This is a genomic window from Candidatus Protochlamydia amoebophila UWE25, from assembly GCF_000011565.2.
Classification (GTDB): domain Bacteria; phylum Chlamydiota; class Chlamydiia; order Chlamydiales; family Parachlamydiaceae; genus Protochlamydia; species Protochlamydia amoebophila.
Map to the genome: position 1 here is coordinate 1,354,526 of NC_005861.2, position 24,962 is coordinate 1,379,487.

The 24,962-nt window shown below is 33.1% G+C and carries 13 protein-coding genes; 6 read left to right on the plus strand and 7 right to left on the minus strand.

All coding sequences use genetic code 11. The annotated features are described in order from the left end of the window. Positions 1–56: 56 nt before the first annotated feature. A complete protein-coding gene (locus PC_RS05380) occupies positions 57–1,019 on the plus strand; it encodes a hypothetical protein (protein ID WP_011175664.1) in 963 nt (320 codons plus the stop codon). Positions 1,020–1,110: 91 nt separating this feature from the next. Here the strand turns inward: PC_RS05380 and mgtE are convergent, their stop codons facing one another. Continuing rightward, positions 1,111–2,520 (minus strand): magnesium transporter, encoded by a 1,410-nt coding sequence (gene mgtE, locus PC_RS05385; protein ID WP_039359094.1) that lies wholly within the window; start codon positions 2,518–2,520, stop codon positions 1,111–1,113. 322 nt (positions 2,521–2,842) lie between these two features. Between mgtE and typA the strand changes: the two genes are divergently transcribed. Beyond that, a complete protein-coding gene (gene typA, locus PC_RS05390; protein ID WP_011175666.1) occupies positions 2,843–4,663 on the plus strand; it encodes a translational GTPase TypA in 1,821 nt (606 codons plus the stop codon). Between the two features lie 321 nt (positions 4,664–4,984). Here typA and PC_RS05395 read toward each other — a convergent pair whose 3' ends face one another. The 3 genes from PC_RS05395 to PC_RS09950 all read right to left on the minus strand — a co-directional run bounded on the left by PC_RS05395 (position 4,985) and on the right by PC_RS09950 (position 10,482). Next, positions 4,985–7,057, minus strand: a complete 2,073-nt coding sequence (locus PC_RS05395) for a tetratricopeptide repeat protein (RefSeq protein WP_044045016.1) — start codon at positions 7,055–7,057, stop codon at positions 4,985–4,987. A 138-nt stretch (positions 7,058–7,195) separates the two neighbouring features. After that, entirely contained in the window at positions 7,196–9,262 is a 2,067-nt protein-coding gene (locus tag PC_RS05400) for a thioredoxin domain-containing protein (protein WP_044045450.1), read from the minus strand. A 368-nt stretch (positions 9,263–9,630) separates the two neighbouring features. Further along, the gene (locus tag PC_RS09950) at positions 9,631–10,482 is read right to left on the minus strand and encodes a glycosyltransferase family 92 protein (RefSeq protein ID WP_181679067.1); all 852 of its coding nucleotides are present in this window, start codon (positions 10,480–10,482) and stop codon (positions 9,631–9,633) included. A 354-nt stretch (positions 10,483–10,836) separates the two neighbouring features. Between PC_RS09950 and PC_RS05410 the strand changes: the two genes are divergently transcribed. Together PC_RS05410 and PC_RS05415 are read left to right on the plus strand one after the other, a co-directional pair. Next, entirely contained in the window at positions 10,837–12,069 is a 1,233-nt protein-coding gene (locus PC_RS05410) for a hemolysin family protein (RefSeq protein WP_181679068.1), read from the plus strand. 13 nt (positions 12,070–12,082) lie between these two features. Further along, positions 12,083–13,090, plus strand: a complete 1,008-nt coding sequence (locus PC_RS05415) for a 1-aminocyclopropane-1-carboxylate deaminase (ACC deaminase) (protein ID WP_011175671.1) — start codon at positions 12,083–12,085, stop codon at positions 13,088–13,090. Positions 13,091–13,643: 553 nt separating this feature from the next. Here PC_RS05415 and PC_RS05425 read toward each other — a convergent pair. Further along, positions 13,644–14,462, minus strand: a complete 819-nt coding sequence (locus tag PC_RS05425; protein ID WP_181679069.1) for a glycosyltransferase family 92 protein — start codon at positions 14,460–14,462, stop codon at positions 13,644–13,646. A 266-nt stretch (positions 14,463–14,728) separates the two neighbouring features. On the opposite strand from PC_RS05425, the gene PC_RS05430 reads away from it, so the two are divergent. Continuing rightward, positions 14,729–16,123 carry a protein kinase domain-containing protein gene (locus PC_RS05430; protein ID WP_011175674.1) on the plus strand — a complete coding sequence of 465 codons (1,395 nt, stop codon included), beginning with the start codon at positions 14,729–14,731 and terminating at the stop codon, positions 16,121–16,123. A 30-nt stretch (positions 16,124–16,153) separates the two neighbouring features. On the opposite strand, the gene trhA is transcribed toward PC_RS05430, so the two are convergent. Then, positions 16,154–16,822 (minus strand): PAQR family membrane homeostasis protein TrhA, encoded by a 669-nt coding sequence (trhA, locus tag PC_RS05435; RefSeq protein WP_052278660.1) that lies wholly within the window; start codon positions 16,820–16,822, stop codon positions 16,154–16,156. Positions 16,823–18,493: 1,671 nt separating this feature from the next. On the opposite strand from trhA, the gene PC_RS05445 reads away from it, so the two are divergent. After that, the gene (locus PC_RS05445) at positions 18,494–20,818 is read left to right on the plus strand and encodes a hypothetical protein (protein ID WP_011175678.1); all 2,325 of its coding nucleotides are present in this window, start codon (positions 18,494–18,496) and stop codon (positions 20,816–20,818) included. A 34-nt stretch (positions 20,819–20,852) separates the two neighbouring features. On the opposite strand, the gene PC_RS05450 is transcribed toward PC_RS05445, so the two are convergent. Then, on the minus strand, positions 20,853–24,167 hold the full coding sequence (locus PC_RS05450) for a hypothetical protein (RefSeq protein ID WP_044045020.1): 3,315 nt from the start codon (positions 24,165–24,167) through the stop codon (positions 20,853–20,855). Positions 24,168–24,962 lie beyond the last annotated feature (795 nt).

Sequence of the window (24,962 nt, forward strand, 5' to 3'; positions counted from 1 at the left end):
ATAAATTAGAAATAAATGGTATTGGTGTTTAACAACTTTATTATAAGAGAAAAATAATGACAGTCCCATCTTTAATTAGTCAAACGCAAACAAATGTGCAACATGGATTACAAACTGCATATACATTTGTAAGGAATTATACAATAATTTCTAAACAGTGGATTCAAAAGACATTCAACTCCTTGCAAACTTGGATCCAAGATGATGTGTGGCCTAAACATTTTAAGGGATGGTATGAGAGAAATATTATCGCCCTAAATAAGCATGATGTTACGTTTTTAACAACCTCTACTAGTTTAGCATTAGCAATTGCTGTGTTAATACCGCTTATATTTGGTAAAGCCATGGCGGCTCTTTCAACTATTACCGGTTTTACACTCTTGTTAGGGGCTTGTACCTTTGCTAAGCATCGCATTGATAAATATTACGATGAAAAAGCTTGGCACGTTGTTGAGAATTTAAGGCATTTGGGCAATGGAACAACATGTCGAAAAAAGTATTTTATTCAAATGAAGGATGAATTAAAAAAACTTGATGGACCGGAGTTTAGTCATCTAAAAAAAGATATCGAACAATTACGGGAAATAATGGATTGTTTTCGAGAAGCAACCTTATCTCCTTATTTTGGAGAGATTCGAAGAAGTTTTAACACTTACTTAAATCATTATCAAAATCTTTGCCAGGGAGAAGCTGATGTTAATCTTTTTACTGATTTTGCTAATGAAGCTAGGAAAATCGGCACTCCAAAACAAGATCTAGCCAATATAGATGCTAAATTTTTGATTTTAAAAGAATTACTACGAACAAATATTGCAAAAAAAAACTTAAAAAATTTGCAAGTAGAGCTAAAAAAATTCAAAAAAGCTGCTTTAACGAATAATCATTTTGAAGAACGAAAAAACGATTTTTTAAATCATCTTTCTACTTTTCAAAAGAAAGTAGCTTCTTACAAAACACCTGTGACTTTGCCTAACTACCACCCGACTGATATCACAGATATTCAACTCAATCAAGCTTAAATTGCTAGATAAAAATATGCTTTTTTTCTAAGCGAAAACATCATTTTCGCTTAGTTTCGAATTCATCATTTTCTAATCAACACTAATTTAATTACATTGTTGGGAGAAAAAATGTACTAATCATTTTGGCAATGAAGATGTACATCAGAGTAGATAAAACGTCATTAAAGGCCGTAACAATAGGTCCAGAAGCAACGGCTGGATCTATGCGAAAACGAGCAAAGAAAAACGGCGATAATGAACCTAATAGTGTCGCCATCAAACAGGCTCCGAGTAATCCACAACTGACGATTGCGCCTAACACAAGCGGACTTGAGCCAGCATAATGAACATCGAAACGATTAAGTAAGTAAACAAATACCCCACAAACTAAACCGAAAATAATTCCAATTAAGACACCAATACTAAGTTCTTCAAGAATGGCTTCTCGGCGAGAACCATGCGAAAGTTCTCCAGTAGACATTCCCCTAACTAAAATTGTGCTACACTGAATGCCCACATTGCCAGACATTCCGGCAATTAAAGGGACAAAGAGAGCGACAAAAGTAAACCAATTTCGGTCTTTAAAGTGTGATAAAGCTGTTGCTGTGACAAGCCCTGCACACAATGTTACAATTAACCAGGGAGCGCGCCACAAAAATCTTTTAAAAATAGGTTCATGTTCACTGAAATCTTCGGCTGTACCAGCAAAACTAGCAATGGTTTCATCAGCAATATCTTTTAAAGCTTCTAAAACATTTTCATAGGTAATCACGCCGAGCAAATGATTTTGCTCATCCACAACAGGTAAAGCAGAAATTTTATAGCGCTCCACAATATCAACGGCTTCATCACGAGAATCTTCTACGTTGATTTGATGAAGGATTGGACGCATGACTTGTCGAATTGGAATGTAAGGAGGATTGACAATCAAATTACGGGCCGGGACAAAACCGACTAGTTCCTCATCATCTGCTAATACAAAAATTCGACGTGTTAAATCAATTCCTGGATTATCTCTGATGACTGCAGCAACTTCTCCGATTGTGGTGTTCATATGAAATGAAAAAAATTCATTCGTCATCATACGACCAGCACTATTTCTTTCATGTTTATAAAGCTCTCGAATGCGCATTGCTTTTTTTGGTTCTAATAAATCCAATACTCGCTTCATTCGCCGATTCGACATATCGTCTAAAAGCCATGTCGCTTCATCAGGAGGCATCCTTTCTAAAAGTCGTTTAATTTCCTGATCATTAATTTGTGAAAAAATGGAGGTCCGGGTCGTACTGCCAACATTAATCATAAAAATGATCTTGGCATTTAAATCAGGTAAGTTTTCATACACAACAACACGTGCATTGGGAGGAAGCCTTGTGACAGCATACGCAAGGTCGATAGGATCATGTTCACTTGCAATTTTAGCAATATCATGCAGCATGAATTGAGAAGTGGGCTTATGAAAGGCTTGCTCAAGCTTTTCATTGAGGACATCGTCTAATTGGCTTCTTCGAGAATCCATTAGATTTCCTGAGACACTCGCCTCTTCAAATTTTTCATTTTCATTTGAGTGATTTAATTCCACATTCTTCCTTAAACAATTAATAAGCCTAGCACAACTATACATGGCTTTAACATTCTTATAAATGTTAATTCAATTAAAGAAATTGATGAGGATATATTGTTTACACAAATAAGTTAAAAATAAATTAGAGAATACCTCTAAAAGGAATTTTAAACTTGATTTTTTAAATTCTGAAAGCTTATCATTTATGATTTATATAAAATGTTTGAATTATTAACCTGGCTGAAAAGTTTAGCCTCATAAACTAAAAGATCACTTTATGTATTCTCCTGAAAAAATCCGTAATATTGCGATCATTGCGCACATTGACCACGGTAAAACAACATTGTTAGATGCTTTGCTTAAACAGTCTAAAATTTTTCGCGATAATCAACAAGTTCGCGAACGCGTTATGGACTCATATGATCAAGAACAAGAACGTGGAATTACTATTTTTGCTAAACATACGTCTGTTTACTTTGATGATTTCAAAATTAATATTATTGACACTCCAGGACACGCTGATTTCTCAGGTGAAGTCGAACGTATTTTAGGAATGGTAGATTCAGTCCTACTACTTGTAGATGCCCAAGAGGGACCGATGCCTCAAACCCGCTTTGTTCTTTCTAAATCATTAAAAATGGGCATTAAACCTATTGTCGTCTTAAATAAAATTGACCGACCTCATGCCAACCCAGATAGAGTATTAGACTTAACATTTGATCTATTTAGTGAACTTGGTGCAACAGATGAACAACTTGATTTCCGCTATTGCTATGCATCAGGGTTATCAGGATTTGCGATGCACCACATGCACGATACACATAAAGATATGCGTCCTTTATTTGAACTTATTACTTACGCCGTACAACAGCCTAAAGGTAGCCTCGAAAATCCTTTCTTAATGCATGTATCTACAATTACTTATGATGATTATGTTGGCCGTCAAGCTTGTGGAAAAATTTTAGAAGGGACTGTCAAAAAAGGACAGCAGCTCATTCATATCGATGAAAATGGGGTGGAAACCAAATGCACAATTACCCGTATTGAAGGGCATTTAGGAATTGAAAAAGTTGAAATGGAAGAAGCTGGCGTAGGCGACATTGTCATCTTATCAGGTATTCCAGAAGTGACAATTGGTGACACAATTTGCGATCCTAAAAAAATTGTTCGACTTCCTCGTATTAAGCTAGATGAACCTACAGTTTCCGTCGATATGACAGTTAATAATAGCCCATTTGTTGGTCGTAGTGGTAAACACGTTACAATGAATAAAATTCGCGATCGCTTAGAAAAAGAAAAACGCGCTAATATTTCCCTCAGAATCGAAGATGAGAGCGGAGATCAAGATAAAATTACTGTATCAGGTCGCGGAGAGCTTCACTTAGCTGTTTTAGTAGAAGCTATGCGCCGTGAACAATACGAGTTTAGCATTTCTAAACCTCGAGTTATTATTAAAGAAGTCAATGGCGAGAAATACGAACCGATTGAACGGGTACATATTGAGGTTCCACAAGACTACTCAGGAACAGTGATTGAAGAACTTTCCCGACGCAAAGGAGAACTTCAACTACTAGATACAGATGAAAATGGAATTACTGCTATAGACTTTTTGATTCCTACAAGAGGGCTCATGGGTTATCGCAATGACTTTTTAACCGCGACTAGAGGTCTCGGAATTTTGACGTCTGTTTTTGAAAACTTTTCTCCTTGGAAAGGAACTATTCCTGGTCGTACAAGGGGTGTCTTACTCTCTAATGGACCAGGCAAAACCAGCGGTTACGCTTGCTTTAATTTACAAGATCGTGGAGTCATGTTTGTTGCTCCCGGGGATGAGGTTTACGAAGGAATGGTCGTTGGAGAGAATAGTCGCGATAATGACTTAGTGGTCAACGTAACTAAAGGAAAACAATTGACAAACGTCAGAGCTTCTGGAAGTGATGAAAACATTATCTTAATCCCTGCTCGCCGGTTTACTCTTGAACAGGCAATTGATTATATCCAAGATGATGAATTAATCGAAGTCACTCCTGACAGCATCCGTATGCGAAAACGTCATCTTTTAGAGAATGACCGCAAACGAGCTGGTGGAAAAGCCTAACTTTTTTTAACTCATCTTACCATGTGTAAGATGAGTTAAAATTTTAAATAAAAGGCTTACTTTCTTTTTTTAGGCTAATGGCTCAAAGTAACTCGTGATGAAATTGGGCTCTTGCTTCATTAAAAACTGAAATAAACCTAGATCAACTAGCAAATCTGCCCTATCTTTTCTAGATTATTAACTAATTTTAAGGATAATTAAAAGCAATAGAAATGAATTCCTAATAATAAGGATAAAAAGTAAGGTTTTTTCACGAAAAAACTTTAAAAAACATGAGCTGCATCATTTATCTTCTAGTAAGTTTAAAAAATGTAAACTCATTTATTTGTCATCATTAAAATGTTGACTGGAAAGTTGATTAATAAATTGTTTGAAAGCGGGAGTTTGTCTAACACCTTCTAACCATTCATCATGAAGTAAATCTTCCAACGGAGGAAGAGCTCCGGAATTTAACGCTTTCTCAAGATAATGCATGGTATGCTGCGAATGCCCTGTCAATGAATATAAACCAGCAATCTGATAATAAGCTTGCGTATTGCCTAATGCAATCGATTGCATTAAATGACTTTCAGCTTGCCTATAAAAGCCATGAGATTTTTCAATATGATGAATGTCATGAACCAAGATCGCTAAATTAATCAGAGAAACGCCGAAATCCATATGAATGATTTCATCCTCAGAATCTTGTTCAAGGATTAACTGAAAATGTTCAATCGCTTTAAAGTAAGGCTCGATATCGCACAAAGCTTCTCCCAAGTGGGAATAAGCCATTGCAAGGTTGTATCGAGCTTGAACATAATCGGGATCAAGTTCTAAAATTTGTAATAAAATTTGAATAGACTTTTCAAAATATTGAGGCTCTTCAGTGATATCACCCAATAAATCGTAGGCACAACCATAGTTATAGACCCATTCTAAATCTAAATCAGTCATGTCGAGATCAACGAGAGGCTGTTTAAGTGCTCGTTCAAATTTTTCAATTGCTTGTTCGACTAAATGTCGTTGGCCTGTCATTTCTGCTAATTTCATGAGAGAGACGCCCCAGTCATTCCAAAATTGAGCAAAAACTCCTCCGCCACACTCGATAACACGGGAACAGTAATGAACTGCCTTTTCAAAAAATAATTGATCTTCACTCAACTCTCCAATCGCAAAGTGGGCCAGAGCGAGTCCATACCAAAGAAGTGGGTTTTGTCGTGTCAGGGACAAACCATACTGAAATTTTTCAATTGCTTGACGATAGTAAACCTCCTCACCAAAATAGCGGCCCAACTCATTTAAACAAGAGCCGTAAAGATACCACCCATCTGGAGACTCAGGATTAATTTCCAAACTTTTTGTAATTTTTGTTTTGGCAGATTGAATCCAATCTAATTTTTCATGCTGAGCTCCTAAAAAGAGTTCTGTTTCAGCCCAACTACTTAAAACATGAGGATGATTCGGATCGATGTCATTTGCTTTTTGGAATTTATTCAAACTTTCTTCCACTTTCTTTAAATCTCGAGTTGCTTTTCCAAAAAGCATTTCCATTTGGCCCCATTTCAGCCATAGCAAACTATTTAGCGCGTCTAATTCAGAAGCTTTTGCAAAGCATTCATCCGCTTGTTCGATAAAAAAAGGTTCTAATGAAGTTTCACTAAGACGAAGTAAACAACAGGCTTGCTGGTACCAGCCCTCAAAATTCAAAGGATTTATTTGAGTGGAGCGATTAAAACATTGCAATGCTTCATGATAGTAGGTGGACTGATCTAATAAAGAAGCTAAATCGGCTAAAGCATGCCCATAATCAATATAAAATTCCTCGCTAGCAGATCCCACTTCTTCTGCTTTTCGATATTTTTCGACCGAACGGTAAAAATCATTTGGTTCGCCACAGCAACGACCCAAAACAGCTAAGCAGAGACCCCATTTCCAATAAAATTCTTTTTCAACAGGTGAATTCTCAATAAGCATATTAGAAGCTTTTTGAAATTTTTGCTGGGCTTCCGTTAAGTGATAAAAATCATTTTCAAACATACCTATTTTTAACAAAACTAAGGCACCTTGATACCAAGCATCAAATAAAGACGAATCCTTTTGGGTTGCTTGATCAAAAGCTTGATGAGCATAATTTAGGCAGCGTAAATTGTCTGGATAAGCAGCAAAAACGAGTCCTTGTTGATAAAGAATAGCCGGAGAATAATTAGTTACTTGATTAGCAATTTCAAAATTGCCCAAGACTTGATGATTGCCTTCAGCAAGTTGTGAGGCTCCTTGCAAGACCAATAAACGGGCAAATAAAGACCGTTCATCAATCGTCATTGTAGTCCACATTTGTGAATCTTTGAAATAATCCAAGTGTTCAAATGTCTGAGCATCTTGAATTTCCAAAAGTTTTTTATAAATTGCTGTCATTATCCGCCATGGTTAAAGAAGCCTATTATACTAATTCTGCGGTTTTTATAGAAACGTTTAATTATAAACTCTTAAAGCAAAAAATATAAATATTTTTCTGTAGAGTACCATCTCTTGGAAAAAAGTTTAAGGCGTGTTTCAAAGTTTTTCAATAGCTTCTTTCATCTGCTTTAAATCTATGATAGGTTGTTGACATGCACCCTCGTAACAAATATATAAAGTTGTTTGGTCATCACGCGCTTCTTGCTCTTTTACATAAGGAATAATTTCTTCCAACTGTAAATCTTGTGTTTGCCAAATGATTGCTTTATGAGGAATAAAATTTTGATAAAGTAATTGTTTAATAGCCTGTTCATGTTCTCTTGTAGAATTTAATGCAATGACTATTGTAGGGCTTGTATCATCATAATAACGTAGCAAATTCATGACGTGATAGCAATACCCTGGGGCATAATTTTCTAAATATTCTTTAACACCTTTAAAGATATCTTCAGCTTGTGCTAAATAATCTTCTTCATTCGTTAATTGATAAAGCCTTAATAAATTCTCACAGTGAACAGCATTTCCAGAAGGCTCGGCTCCATCAGAAAATTGACATTTTCTTAGTAAGAGATTTTTATCACCTCCATCAGTTTGATAAAAAGCCCCTTCTTCGGCCTTATATTGATCTTTCAATAAAGTCGCCATTTCTATTGCCCATTCTAACCATTCCGTTCCAGCGTTAGCTTCAAATAAAGATAGTGCCCCTTTAATCATAAAAGCATATTCATCTAAACCAGCTTGAAACATCGCTTGTCCTTCTCTCCACCGGCGTAATAATTTCTGGTTTTTCCAAAGTTTGTTCTTTATGAAGCGGGCCGCTTTAACTGCTGCTTCTAGATAAAGGGGGCAGTCAAATGTAAATGCTGCTTCAGCAAAAGAATAAATCATTAGTCCATTCCAAGAACTTAATATTTTATCATCTTTTAGAGGATGGATTCGCTTTTCTCTGGCAGACCACAACTTTTTCCGTTGATTGTCAAATATAATTCTTAATTGATCAATATCTTGCTGATGTTTAGAAGCAAATTCTTCTAAATTTAAAGGAGTATGAAGAATATTTCTTCCTTCAAAATTGCCCTCTGCGGTGATATCATAATATTCGCAAAATAATTGGCTATGATCCCCTAGAATTTCTTTTACCTCTTCCTCTTTCCACGTATAAAAAAATCCTTCATGCCCTTCCGAATCTGCATCTTCAGCGGAATAAAATCCTCCATCTGAATAAGTCATGTCACGCAATATGTAGTTCAGAATTTCCTGAGCAACCTCTTTATAAAGATTTTTTTTAGTCAATTGCCAAGCTTCTAAATAGCTCTGAGCTAGAATTGCATTATCATAAAGCATTTTTTCAAAATGAGGAACAAGCCATTTTTCATCAATACTATAACGAGAAAAGCCTCCCCCTAAATGATCATAAATCCCCCCCCGATGAAGCATATCTAGGGTTCTTTCAACAAGAAAAAGGGCACGACTATCTTTCATATTTGCATAATATCGCAACATAAAACTATACTGATAACCTATTGGAAATTTCGGAGCTCCTTTAATTCCACCATAAGTTGGATCAGCCATTTTATATAATAAATCTGCTGTGATAGAAATTTGTTCTTCATCAGGAATATCTTCTCCTGTGGTATGAACAGCCTTCGAAAACACTTCAACAATCTTCTCTGCTTGTGTGATGATTTTTTCTCTTTCCTCACTTGACCAAAGCTCCGCAATTCGTTGAATTAAATCGATCAAACCCATCATTCCATGACTACTATGAGATGGCAAATAAGTAGTCGCGAAAAAGGGCTGAAGATCAGGTGTTAAGATAACATTCAGTGGCCATCCCGCTGCCCCAGCCATCATACTCTGAGAAAATTCCATATATAAACTATCTACTTCTGGTAGTTCTTCTCGATCGACTTTAATGCTCACAAAAGTTTGGTTCATTGAATCGGCCACTTCTATATCTTCAAAAGACTCTCGTTCCATTACATGACACCAATGACAAGTCGCATAACCAATCGAAAGAAATATAGGTTTATCTTGAGTTTTCGCAATATGAAAGGCTTCTTCTCCCCATGGATACCAATCAACAGGATTGTGAGCATGTTGTAGTAAGTAGGGAGATTTCTCATGAATTAAACGATTAGTATAAAGAGGTTTATCTGACATACGCCGACATCTATTATAAGAGAGTTTAGGAAATAAATGAGCCTGTTTTTGATATTTTTTAAAGCTTTTTAATAAACGATTATATCCCATCTATCCAATAACATGTTTCTCACAATTGTGCGAGACGTCATAACAAAAATGAGATGCATTTAATTTAAGCCATAAACCTCGAAAAAAGACTCTCTATAAATTGAATTTTTTTTATAGCTTGTTCTTTCAATAAACTCAACAGTGGTTACTTAATTAATTTTTTTTGTTTCAAAAATGGTCTTAAGAAACTTTTGAGTAGGCCTATATATTAAAGAATCTGTACTGCTAGCAATCATTATCAATTTTGTGAGGGTGAGGTGAGGTAGGGATTAAAAAAATTACTTTTCTATTGCTATTTTCAATCTTGAAATATACCTTAAAATAGTCTCGTCGCGATCAACGTTTAAATCTTTTAAAAATAAGTAAATTTGAGCCTCTGAATCACCCCAGGCCAACCGTCGAGGTTTTTTATATTGAGTAAAAAAATGTTCATCACGAGTCCAGTAATGGTTAATTCTAATTTGGTTAAGCTTAACAGTTTGACTTAAAGGACCTTCTTGAGGAAACTTATCTACATCTACAGCATAATAACCTGGTACATAAACTGGATTATGCGGACAACAAAACTGCACGACCAACTCTGGGCGCACGATACTTTTGACATGAACATTTGCAGAATAGTCAGGGAGCGAACACATGACTAATTGACTAATCATAAGCTCATCTTCCTTTAAATTAGCAATTTGAGACGTTCCAAAACAGCGCCAATTTAAAGCGACTCCTGCATAATTTATATAATGAGAAAGAAGCCAAGCTAAATCTACATTTAAAGCTGGTAAAATGAATTCATCGATATCAATAAAAGCAACCCATGTAGAAACTCCTCTGCTTTTAATCAAACATCTATTATAACAATCAACTTGTGTTCCATTAAAATCAGGATAATTAATGGCATTTTCAAGCTCAACTATCCCTAACTGAATATAAGGCTCTAAAATGCAATCATAGTGGTCTGTACTGTCATGATTATATAAATAAAAATGCTTCACACCTATTAAACGATGATATTCTATCCATTCTCTTAAATAAGGGGCTTCGTTTTTGAAAATAGCGCAGACAGAAAGATCGTAAATATAACCTTCACAAGTATTTATAAAAAATAGAAAAATAATACTTAAAAAGTAATTCATATACGCCATTAGAGTTTTACTAAACTGATTAACATAAAGAAACTCTTTTATTTGTTTCAACAAATTAATCTCAAAAACCTTCATTGACTGACTTAAGCAATTTAAATCTTTCAATCCATCTTCTTTACAGAGGAAGAGTAATTATGGTATCAAAATAGACAATCTATATAATAGGCATTAAAAACGCTTATTACTCTGGATCATCCATCTAAGTTAGTTAATACTGGTTTCTAAACAAACAATAAAATTTGAGGATTAGCAAATTGTTAAATTTTCGTAGATTGTAAAATTTAAGTTTTTTTCTGAAACTCTAATTTTTCAATTTCTATGCTTTTTAACAATCAAATAATAATCATGGCAGCTCTAATATTCTATTTCGTCTTTTCTCATTCTGTTTCATTTACTTGTTCCATTTTAGAGGCAGTCTTACTCTGTTGCACGAATGGTTACATTGGACTTTTAAAGAAAAAAAAACCCAAAGCTGGAAAAATTCTAGAAGAACTTAAACATCGAATTGATCGCCCCCTAGCAGCCATTTTGACTCTAAATACGTCTGCCCACACATTTGGGGCGGCGGGAGTAGGTGCGAAAGTGGTAGAAATTTTTGGCGATCATACTTTAGCCTTTGCTTCTATTGTATTGACTTTAACAATGCTAATTGCAACTGAAATGATCCCAAAAACTTTTGGGGCTCTTTACTGGAAAAAACTTGCTCCTGTAAGTGCTTACTGCATACAATTTTTAATTTGGGTTACCTATCCATTTGTAGTTTCGTTCGAGTACATTGCGAAATTGCTTGCTAGGGGTAAAACTCATGACAAAATTACTGAAGAAGAAATTAAACTTATTTTAGAAGAAGGCTCTCAAGCAGGTGTGATTAGAGAAGCAGAACATGATATGGTTGAAAGCATTTTTCGACTTGGAAATAGACGCGTGGGAATTCTTATGATTCCTCGAATGGATATCGAATGGTTAGACTTAAATCATCATACAGAAGAGCTTCTCCAACAAATCAACATTTCTCCACATAATCGCTTTCCTGTTTGCGATGGAGAATTAGATAAAGTTATCGGTCTAGTTACCACAAAAGATGTCCTCAATGAAATTTTAAAAACTGGAAAATTTGATTTAAAAACTCTTGTTAAAGCCCCTTTGTTTGTACCTGAAAATATGCGCGTGGTTCAATTATTGGACTTATTTAAAAAAACTCCTGATCATATAGCACTTGTCACTGATGAGTATGGAGGAGTACAAGGGCTTATTACATTGCATGATGTGTTAGAATCCATTGTTGGCGATGTACCCTCTACTTCTATTTTACCAGAAACACAAATCATTCAACGAAAAGATGGCTCTTGGTTAGTTGATGGAATGCTACCAATAGATGAACTAAAAGAACAATTTGATTTTGATAGTCTTCCTGAAGAAGAAAAAGGAACTTATCGAACACTCGGTGGGTTTTGTATGCGACAAATCGGAAGCATTCCTAATATTGGAGATACTTTTACTTGGCAAAAATTCCGCTTTCGAGTTGTAAAAATGAATGGAAGGCGTGTAGAAAAAGTACTCATTCATTATCTTTCTTAAAGAAATTATAGATATGGAGAAAATTCAACAACTAATAAAGATTCTTCAAAACATTGATCAGCAGCCTTATCCAAGTCATTCACGCATTCATGCCTTGTCCTCGTTTAATTCTTCAAACTGCTGTTGCTTTGTAAAACGAGAAGACGAACTTGGATTCGGGATTTCAGGCTCCAAAATACGCAAATACCGAACCTTGATCCCTTTTCTTATTCACAACAAAGTTGAAGAAGTTGTTGTCATTGGCAGTGCCTACTCTAACCATGTTCTTAGCTTTCTACAACTTCTTATTGAAAATAAAATTCAAGCTACCTTGTTCTTAAGAGGTGACCCCAAAAGAGAATTTAAAGGTAACTGCTTTTTCACATCGCTTCTAACCCCCGCTTCCTCTATTCATTGGTTTTCAAAAGAAGAATGGAGAAGTGTTCTGGAACAAGCTTATTTTTATGCTAAAGATAAAAAGAATATTTGTATTTTACCAGAAGGCGCTTGCATCCCTGAAGCTTTTCCAGGAGCTTTAACGCTTCCTTTAGATATCATTCAAAACGAAACAGATACGCAACTAGAATTCAATCATCTTTTTATAGACTCAGGAACAGGGCTCTCTGCTATCGCTTTAATTCTAGCCTATTATTGGATCGGCAAAAAAACACAAATTCATGTGGTCTTAATGGCTGAAAATGAAGCTTATTTTCTCAAACAGTTGGCAAGCTTTCATCGTTATTTTGAGCAATTGATAGGGACATCTCAACTTCCATTTCCCTCAAATTTTCAACTCTATAGACCCAAACAAGGTAAAAAATTTGGGCAACTTTATTCTCATTCCTTTAAGGATATTATCCAATTAGCTAGAGTTGAAGGTTTTTTTACTGATCCTATTTACACAGGAAAGCTTTTTCACGAATCCAAAAAAATCATTAACTCTTCTGCTTTAGAAGGTCTTATTTTGATCATTCATTCGGGAGGTACGCTTAGCCTACTAGCAGGTTTTCAGGATCAATTAAGAGAAGCTTTTCAAGAATAAAAATTTGTATTGAAAAAAGCATTTATTTTTTAGTTAAAAATAACTTTAAAATTAAAATTTATTTAAAATTTGCTAACTCAGCTAATACGAAAAAATAACAATATTATATATATAATAAAAATGTTCTAAGTCAAATTATATTTACAAGCTTGAGACCTTGGGATTTAAACAAGACAATATACACATACTTTCTATCCCTCAATGCTTAGGATTTTTAAAAAATGATTTAACGAAATTTGGTGAAAATATTACCTGTGGATTCCCAAAAAAACTTTTTTTGTCTCTTCAAATAATTGATACCGAACGTCAAGAACTAGAGAGCTTAATTCATTGCAGAATTTTTCAAAATACTCAAGATGAAGGGCCCGTTTAAGGGCAAGGATTTATTAATAGCCACTGCTTTCATTATAAAAGGCTTTCCCCTCTCATTGATACGCAACTTATTGATTTAAACGAGAAACAATTTAGCCATTTTGTCCGAAATCCCGCGATTTTGGAACAGCAATCTGGATGATTAATTCGAAAAGCTATTCACATTTTTTTAATCTATAGTCTAATCTTTTTTTGATGATAAAATAGGATCATATTCAACATTCATAGCTGCTTCAAAAGCAATTGGCTCTTCCCCTCCCTCAAAAAACTTAAATCTTCGGGCAATTTTTACTTGATAAAAAAATTCCTTATCACGAGACCAGTAATGATTAATGCGAAGCTTATTGACCGAAAAAGAATTCCAATCAGAAAATGCTTTTGGCTGGTGATTTTCGTCGACAGCATTTTTTTCATTATGAAATATAAACCCATGAGGATTAAAACAATTTTTAATTTCTTCTGGTTTTGCGATCGTTTTAAAATGAAGGTTTGCTGGAAAATCAAGAGGAGCTCTCCAAATTAAAAGGTCGAGCATTTTTTCGCTTTCAGAAATTTTTTCAACGTGGGAGGTTCCGTACATAACCCAATTAACCACTACACCAGGAGCATATTTATATTCTTTTAATACTTCACACAAAGATAATCCTTCGACTGAAAAAAGAAATTCATCACTATCGAGAAAAGCACACCATTGATATCTTCCTTTCGATCTAAGTGCTGCATCCATATAGGCTCGGCATTGAATGCGTGTCCAATCAGCTGCGGTGGCATATTCATAAGGCCAATTAATAACTTCGACTAAGCCCCTATCTATGTATTTTTTAAGGATGTCTTGCCAATCTTCAGTACAGAAATGATTGTAAAGGAAAAAATGAGATACTCCTTGGTTTTCGTGAAACTCGATCCATTCAGGAAGATATTTAGATTCATTTTGAAAGAGAGTACATATAGCTAAACTTTTTTGTGCCTTGATCCCTTCAATTTTTTGAAAGGCACACAAAATAAATATAAATATTAATTTTAATTTTGAATATTTACGCTTTATATTATTAAACATAAAATTTAAATTTATTAATTTAAATATATGCATCTCATTGAGATAAAAAAAATATTAATTTTTTATTTTAATTATTTAATGGTGCAATAAGGTTTGACTTTTTTAATTTAGTCGCTTATTTGATAAATATTCAAAATAAACTCTAAATCAGTCCCTGCTCAAATCTTGCTATTACTCGAACACTAAATTTTAGTCAAAAGGATCTATGTATGCAAATGCGGAATTGTTTATCAATGCCTTTAATGAATCATCGGAATAATTGCACAAGCTCTTCTTACACAGATCTTTCAAGCGAAAGCTCAACCTTTTCTTTTTGTTCTATTGATAGTAATGATTCCAGCTCTGATTTAGAAACTTTAACAAAAATAAAAGATTTAGCTCCAGTGATTGTTAACGAATTCTCGGTAACTCAATCAACTTGGAAAAGTTCAAGGAATCATATTATTCAAGTTATTACATCTGCGATTACAGTAAAAAATGTGCAATTACAAGCTTCAAAAACTTTGACTCCTTTTCTAAAGTTTTCTAACATTGATTTGTTACTTCAATTGCAAATTCCTTTAACAAAAACTCAACTTACCTCAACTTTTGAATTTCTTTCAGAAAATCTGCCTTTATTAAAACCAGCTACTATAACCGGTCCTATTTGGCATCAAATCGCGTTAACCGCACTCAATTCCTACTTCGATACGAATTTTTGTTTAGAAATTCACAATCATGCCATTTTTATTTTATTCTTATCTCATCCATCCACAGTTATTAGTCAAGGAAGACACAAAAATGTTTATAAAATCTTTCAACTAACTGGGATACCTAAACTATATGCTGCGGCAATTACTACAATTTTAAAAAGGGATCCTGAGGCAAAAAAATTAAAAGAAATGCAAATCAATGAAGAACGTTTTCTTACAAATTTAGCTAGTAATCCACAAGTCGTTAAAACGTATTCCATTCATTACTATCCAGCAAATCTATCTTTTGATGAAAGGCAAGTCATTATCATGGAATATTGCCCTAAAGATTTAAGGGGATTACTTAACAATTTAATCGATAAGAGAGAAAAGCTCACAAGCAATCAAAAATATAATTGTATGTTCCAACTTTTACAATTTTTAAACGATTTCCATTCTAATGGTTATCTCCATCGTGATATTAAACCCGATAATATTCTTATTAAGAATTTACAACTTAAATTTATAGACTTTGGATATTCCTGTCATATAACGGAGAAAGAAAAATTAATGAGACGCTGCGGTACATTTCAATATTTACCTATAGAAATATTTGAAGATTTGGAAAGGCCATTTGGCCAGGAAAAAGACATGTGGGGAGCCGCTTGTATTATTTGGTTGCTCTTTTATGAAAGTTTATATCCTTGGTATAAAGCAATCTCATCTGACGAGAAATATTTAGACTTTTTAAAAAAAGAAATTTGTGATTTTAGACAAACGATTACTTCTTTAAAATCTCCAACGCCTCTTGACCATTTGTTGTTTAACTTATTGAATCCCGATCCTAGGACGCGTTGGACAGCAAGTCAAGCTTTTAAATACATATTGAAACACAAAAAAGCTTTCTGTGAAGAAGAAATTATTTACATTTAAAATAATGGTTAAAAAACTAAGCTTAAATTTTTAGAGAAATAAAATTGCAAAAAAATGGCATATACTTCCTCCCATCACAAAAAGATGCCAAATGGCATGAAAAAAGCGAATACGGTCTAATACATAAAAAATGACTCCGACCGTATAAAATCCTCCTCCAATAAAAAGCCAATATAAACCTTCGGAGGAGACGGAATTGAATAATGGCTCAAAAGCAATGATGATTAACCATCCCATTCCAAGATAAAGCCAGGTTGAGGCTGTCTTAAATCGCTGAATAAAAAAAGCTTTAGTAATGACACCAAAGCAGGCTAAAATCCAAACAATACTAAATAATAGCCATCCCCAAAACCCCTGTAAGGCTATTAGTGTAAAAGGCGTATAAGATCCGGCAATAAGTAAATAAATTGCACAATGATCGACTTTTCTAAATAATTTTTTTAAAGAAGGATCTTTAAAAAAATGATAAAGAGTAGAAGCTGAATAAAGTAGAACTAATGTAGATCCGTAAATCAAAAAGTTTAAAGCTTTCCAATAATCTTCCATTGAAAATGACTTTATCATTAGGAAAATTAAGCCAAATAAACTTAACATTAAGCCCAGTCCATGGGTCAAATAATTCGCCCATTCATCTTTGAGAATAAGTCCTTGAGCCCATAAATAATCTTCGTTTTCAATGGTTTGTTCACTTTGTTTCATTAATCTCTTCAATTTAAATTTGATATAAATTTTTTATAAAAAAAACATTTTACAAAACAACCCAATATGAAGAAGAGAAAGGGCTTGAATTTTTTCTTTATTTGCTTTGCTTCACAAATGTCAAAAAAGAAACAACAAGAATGTCAAATATGCAAATGCTGAAGAGTTGGAGCAAATAAATTTCTATTTCCTATAGTAAGAGTAAGTACAATTTATTAGGAAGAAGTGTTCTTATAGTTTCTTTTTATTATTAAGGATATCAGAAAATTCTGAATCATGTTAACAAAAAAGCTTTGAAAAGAATAAAATAGGCAAAATGTTGAAAGTTTTGCCAAAATGTTTGAGTATAGCCAGTTGATACCGTATGCAACCGCGAAAGATATCGACCGACTACTCTGAGAAGCGCTTCCATGGAAATTTTATGGTATTTGTCTTTAACTAAACTGGATTCCTTCTTGCCCGCTTTATCCTGCCCTATTCTTCCATCAAAATTATTACAGTTGCAGATCTTCCGATAAGTGACGCCTTCAACAAGGCTCAAATGTTTAGAATTGGCAGAAGCCAATGAAAAAGAGCGGATAAAATCGACTTTGTTATGAATTTGGGTTGGCTAGAAGAAAAAAAATTGAAGCCAAATTCAACTATCTTATAGAACTTACTTTTCCTATTCGCCTTAAATTGATCTTAGAAACCTGCTATCTAAATAATGGAAAAAACTAACGGCTTGTAAAATAGCTTTGGATAAAGGAATTTCATTTGTCAAAATTTCTATAGGATTTGGTCCAGCCCTAGCAGCAGCTGCAGATGTTCAATTTATAAAAAATTTATTTTCACTAATTAAATCTTCTAGAGACAGCTAGGACTTGAAGTGTACTTTAAAATTTATTGAAGTTGGCACTTCTTGATCGGCACTACTTCTGGAGTTAAAATTATACAATCTCTATCAAACTCCTAATAAAAATTTGCAAATCTTATAAAAGACCTGCAAATTTTTATCTTCTATCAAATCCATTTCAAATACTTAGCGAAAATAGGCTAAATAAAGTGAATTAATATGCTCCCTCTTTAAGGTGTGAACTTTGCTAGATAATTGAATAAAGACCTCTCTCAAAAAAATGTAGATTTGATTGACCCATGACACAAGCATATCAAAGGCTTCGGGGAAAAATAAATAGATGAGATAAAACAAAATCCCAAATAAAATAAAATTAAAAATAAAACGTATCATGTCAATTCTCCAAAAAGTTGCATGCTACTCAAAATTCCAAAAAAAATCATTAAATAAATTTTTTTATCCCTACTGACAATTTAAAAAACCTATTGATAAAAACAAGTATTTTTATAGGGATATATCAAATATTAAAAACAATTAAAATTTAAATTTTTAAATAGAAATTATTACATAAGGATTTCTTATTTCTTTGATCGCAATTTAGAATAAAATGACATAAGCTGAGTTAATTATGCCAGGGAAATTGATTTGGAAATAAATTTAAAGAAAACGATGGATTAAATAAAAAGATTGTCATTTAAGGTGCTTTTTTCTCATTTGCTTCTAAAAGCGCTCTATTTAGATCGAAGTAGAGTGGATACCGAAAAAACAAACCCTCTTGATTAATAATCCTAAATGGCTTGTAATAAATTTTTTATCTTCTTCACGAGGTTTGGTTTATGCAGTTTTCAACGATTTTTCAACACATCGATCACTTGTTATTAGAGGCACCCAAGTTCTTAATAAAAAACGAAGAAAATAAAAAAACTTTTGCAGTTTTTTTAACGACACTATTACAAAATCCATGTTTAGATAATCGGCTCAATTTATCACCTATGATCATAGGAAAAATAACCAAAAATATTAATCATACAAAAGAATTTATTTCTTATGTGCAAAAATCTCTCAATATTGCTGCAACAAATAAATTAATAACAAACGAGGATGGTCTACAATCTTTTAACAGCCTCCTTAAGCAAATCATCAAAGAAAGCATCCCTCTTAGCTTTTTTGAAATGTTATCTGATCTTTCTCTTTCATCCACTGATATGTATGAAATATTGGATGTGTGGAATGATATGCATCCTCAACAATTTCTTGAGTTATTGAAAAAGTATCAAAATCAAATTGTCAAGTCGCATATAAGTTCGGATCAAATGATTTCTTTGCTTAAAAAAAATAGCCAAATCCATCCCGAAACTTTGATAGCTATCATTGAACATCTTAAAATTGATGATCCTCGTCATCAAATTGAAATAATTCGCTATTTATTAGCTATTTATCCAGAGGAAATGCTTTATAAAATTGAAAATATCAAAACTATTTCGTCGTTACAGAAGCTAGATTGTTATCTTAACGCAGTTTCTTTATATCCAAGATTGATTTCAAACTGGAAAGCTGCTTTTTTCGCTAAAACAAGAGAAGAATTAGCTAAACAATCGAGCTTTATCTCGATTCTTAAGACATATGATCAAATCAAAATGGAAAGCGAAGCGGAAGAACTCGTTATTTCAAAACTTGAAAGTCAATGGGAAAAATGTTTTAAAGAAAAAGAATCTTTAAGTTCTCTTTTGTCTCAATGCAATTTTATGAATGACTTTTTCTATTCGAGGAAAGAATTATGTATTTGGCTAGGATTTCTTTTGGAACATATTTCAAAGTGCAATTTTTCACAAAAAGAATTAGCTTACGTTGCATCGATTGTTCCTCTCATTGCATCATCTGAACATTCTTTAAGATATCAGCTCACAGCATATCTAATGGAACCTGAAATTATTCAAAAGCTCTTAAATCAATATCCCCTCAACCAACCCCCTTCTTTATTTCTCATGATTTACGACCTTTTTAAAATTCCTCAAGATTTATATACTTCTTTTCAAAAGCGAAACCATCTCGTAAGCTTATCAACTTTACTATCATTACAACTATCGACCAGCTATACAACAAAGACTAAAAACCAACTTTTTGGCATTTTACAAGCTAGTGCAACTGCGCGGTTTTTCCTTTTTAATGTATATGCTTTGCGTGACCTACTGAGCCTCCAAGAACCAAAACTTTTTGAAAACAACTGCTTATCCTCCTTAAATTTGAGAGAGCTATTTTTTTCTATTTTTAATAATTATCTCCGGCTAAAGGATTTAGATTTAGATGATTTTTTCGACCATTACATACGAACATTTGGGTTATTTCGAATTCCAGAAGCTTTAATTGTCTACGCAAAAAATTTACAAAACCTACCTAAAGCTAAAGAAAAAAAGATTATTTTAAATTCCCTTAAGGAGCTCGTTTTAGATGTTTTTTCTGGAGAGTACGCAAAAAAAAGATATCAAGGAAATCTGAGTCCTCACCTTCACAATTTGCATAAGATCGATTCAAACTTGATGAATCTTTGGCAAGAAAATCAAATTAAGGGTTTAATCACCGATTTTTTAAATGCATCTCCGAGATTAACACTAGAGGGATGCGTTTTGGAAGAAACGGATCAAATCGAAGAAATTTTTATTTGCACAACAGAAGTTGCTGGAAGCTGCTTATCTGTCAGAGGTAATCCAGAAGACAATCAAAGTTTTTTAGCTATCCCTCTTAATGGGAAAAATAAAATATTTTGCATCAAAGAAAAAAGTGGGAAGAATGGCAAAATGATTGCCAGAGCTAAGCTTAGTTTTTTAATAGACGATCAAGAAAATTGTGTTCTTTTACTAGATACTTTATTTAGTTCTCTTCCTTATGAAGAAAGTAAAACATTTTCCACTCCATATGAACAAATGGAAAAGGCGATCATGACTGCCGCCATTCAAAAAGCTAAAAAGATGAACTGCTCTCTTGTGAAAACCTACTCTTCTTCAGATCAAACTTATCCAACTTATCCTCGACCTATTCTTTCTCTAGGAGGAAGAGCTCCTATTGAATGTTGTAATGCTGTAGGAGCTCTAGGAGAGGATGAGCTTTGCCAAAGTAGCAAATTTACAATTTCAAAGACTCAAATCCTTTGGTCACCGGACTAATGTTGTAACTCAAGAGAGCTTATCTAAGGCTTCCTTAAGGCTTCCATATTGTGTTTGTCTTTTTGAGAGTATATAAACCGGACAATTCTTCTGGGGTTCTTTCAACTGCTCCCTCTCCTTGTTCCTCAAGAGGATCAAATTTCTCTGATGGGGATCTATTGGGAGCCAAAGATTGCACTTGATGAGGATATTGTTCATAATCAACATCAGGCTGAGGTTTAACAGTAAATCCGCAAATCAAAGGAACCTTCAGCTTTTCAGCAACTTTAATTGAAGCTTCTAGTAAGGCCTGATCGACAATTTGAGCTTCCTCTTGGTCTCCTGGCTTGCGAGTTCGAATTCCTTCCATGATAATTACAGGAGTTTTACCTTCCTCATCCCACAAAAGTCTCAGCATCACGCGTCCTTGCAAAGGTTGTTGAGGATCTTGAGTTGTTTTTACTGCCAACATTCTCGTTTTCCCATCAATCGCATTCCCTAGAATTGTCATCACGTCTATTGATTTACCTGTTTTAATATTTAAACAGCTTCCAACAACTTCAGTTCCCATTTGCGCAAGATCTAAAAAGTCATCAGTAAAGAACACTTCATACTTGGCCACTTGCTGTTCATTAAGTACTTTACTTCCTGTTTTAGCAGTTTCTCCAAGCAGTTGTGCGACTGTTAAAGGTTCTTCAGAAAGGGGTTTTTTCCACTCTTCGATAAAATCATTTTGTTTTTTTTCTTCTAATTTTTTAGCTAAAGCTAATAAATGAGGACTTTTATTGAATCTTTCTTCAACAAATTGCCCTTCTACATCTTCTTTAAGAGCTTCAGCGAACATTTTGAGATGAGCATCTTTTTTATCAGAATCTAACATGTTTAATTTTACAGCAATATTTAAAACCCAACTGAAATCTCTAGACTTATTGATTTTTTCAATAAGCTGTAAAGAAACTGTATCGGATAAATGTCCTTTCATTAATTCAGATAAGCACTGCCCTCCCAGTCGATTTAATAATGTTTCATGATCTCCTTCGAATGCTTTTTCTAAACTTGCTTGACATAAATAATTAGCTCCTCCTAAGCGTAAAATTGCCTTTACACTGCTTAAATTTTTTTTTATCTGTTTGGAATCGAGCATTACTTGGGAAGGAACTTTTCCTAGGATAAAATCTACTAGGTATTTCTTTTCGCTTTCCGTTAAAAGAGGATCTCGATGAATATCTTGTAAAGTTTCTAAAATGGTCGGTAGGTAATCCGTATCACTAATAAAGTCTTTATTTGCACCGAATAACTCCCCTAAACCTTTTTGGAAAGGATGATAAAATGGAGATACTTGTAGCTTTATTAGTTTATGAGCTTCAACTTGTTTTTGAGTTGCCTTTAAATCTTCTATTAAATTGTATGCATCATCATCAGAAGATGGCTTCGATATATTTTCCATAAAGCGATTCATCAAAAAAAATCGAGCTTCGTCCGGTTTCCTCATAGTGGCAATTTGGATAATTAATGCTTGTATTTCTTTTTTTTCTAATAATTCCCGAAATTTGTTTTGATCACCTTTTTTTGGCATATTGTCTATCAAATAGGCAATGGAAAATAAGCTTTTTGCTAAAGCATAATGATTTTTGCCACTAGATTCTATTAGCTTTTGTAAGGTTGGAACTAAATTAGGATATTCTTCTGCGAAGATGTTTAAAGTTTTTTTATTCGTTTCTTCATTCACACCTTTGATCGCATTTAAATTGAAATTTGTTAGAATTTTAACCAATAAAGAATCACTTACGTCGGAGAGTTTTTTAAAATCTTTTTTGATTGCTTCAATGGCATCATCCAAAGGAATTTTATCGAGGTTCTCTAAAATATATTCAATCCTTTCGCTAGGCTCTTGTTGGTTACCTGTATCGATACGTGTCAAAGCAAGCTGCTGTGTAGAGGGATCGCTCAATAACGCATCTAAGTATTGTTCTTTCTTTTCTTTTCTCCAACTTGACGAAATATCAGAATAAGTAGTTGTTTCCGCACGTCCTTCTTCTCTTTGCAAAGCTAGCAAAAGAGGAGTGTCTATTATTCCACAGATAGCATCAGATGATACCATATTTTCAATACAATAAATGTGATCTCTTTTGTTGATAGCTACTAAACAAGAAAACACATTTTCGTCTAGCAAATCCTTATCTTCCTGTCCTTTGTCTAAAAGTTCAATCGTTAAATCCTGTAGCGAATTTTCTTCAAATTCCTTAAAATCTTTTGTTTGAGCCACCACATTTCTTAAAACTTCTAATTGTTTATCAATCTTGAAGATATCCTTAAAAGATCCTTGTTCTCCAAACAAGGTCACTAATAACTGTGGTTTGGCAATGCAGAGATGCGAAGCAAAATGGCAATTTACTTGAGGGTTGGTTAAAGCTTCTTTAATTTTTACGTTTGCAAGATAATCATTTTTTTCCATATCGCAAATTTTTAATAACAAAGGGAGCTGTTTTGCTAAATCTTCTAAGGATAAGCCTAATTTTTCGTGAAACTCAAGAGCTTCCTCTAATTTCACTTCTTCTTTAGCACTCAAAAAATTTTGAAAGAGAATAGATCTGTTTTCTGAAGATAAAGTACATTCTTCAGCAATTTTTATTCCTTCTTCTGGACTAGCTGGTTTAAACTGCTGAATGACATCATCTATTATATCTTTACTATTATTATACTTATTTATAATAGATATTTTATCATTAATATCAGAAGTTTTTGTTATTTTAAATTTAACAATTTCATCTAAATTTTCTTTTTTAAATTGCTTATATCCGAATAATTTATTTGCGATTTTTAAGAATTCTTCAGTATTTAAATCCTGTATTAAGCTAATCAATTTTTCGTTAATTCCCGATTTATCCCCTAGTTCAATTTTTTTATCAATTATTTTTTCAATTGATTCAAAGTCTAATTTTTCCCCTTTTAATTTTTCTTCGATAATTTTATTGAATAAATCTGGATCCGAAATATTTTTTAAGATATCATCGATTGAACAATCAACCAATATTGTTGAAATTTTTCCTATAAACTCTTTACAATTTTTTCCTTCTGTATTATCTTTAATAACCTTTTCTCTTATAGCTATTCTACTTATACAAACTAACTTATTACAAACTAATAAAACATTTTTCTCTCTTCCCTCCTTTTTTTTTATATATTTCTCAATACGATCAACATCTTTAGATGTTATACTTCCTTCTAAAATATATTTATTTAATTTACCTACCCATTTTTCTGATTGTGGCTCTAATAATGTTTGATGTTTTTCTAACTTACCTATATTTGTAGATTCTTTGTCCCATAAATTTAATGAATCTTTTGAAAAATAATTTTCTGTATTCATAAACATACCACTTGTTAATAGTGTTATATTTTAATTATAATTTATTTTTTATTTAATAATTAAAAAAAATAAATTAAAGAAATAATATTTATTTAAATTATTAATTATCAAAGTGTTTATTTGTATTTTTTAATATTAAAATTTTTATAAATTATAAAATAAAATATTTGAATGCAAAAAAAACGATTTATTTACTCTTTATTAGTAGGAAGCTATGAAAATAGAAATTTTTATGGATAGGATTTTTTATCAATCTTTTAATTAAAAAAGATTGATAAAAAATAAATAGTTAAAAAAAATAGCCAGAAGAAAAAAATTTTATCTAAAAAATTAGAAATTTCCAAAAAAGATGATAAATTAAAGTAACTAATTTTTTGCGAATTTTTATTATTTTTCCCTATATGCATCGCCAAAAATTGTTTTGTTACAGCTTAGTAAACAAGCCATAACGCTTAATTTTTTTTCTTTATTACAGCTTCATTGTTGTTCATCAAGCTCAACTTCAGTTACTTCAATCTCTTCCATATAAGTTACATTTGCATTTAAAGACTTTGAGTGTGCTTTAATGATTTTATTTATAAACTTTAACAACCATGACATAGGAGCATCAAAATTTCTGCAAATTTTTTCTAATGAAACTCTTCCAAGTAATGCTTACCGCATTCACCCTGATTTTTTTTTGAAATCACTTTGTTTGCAGATGGATCGCGAGCTGTCTTTCACGAGAAAAACATAAATGATTTTATTTTCTCTTATAGATGAACCCATTCTTTTTGCCTGTTATGGATTGGCAAT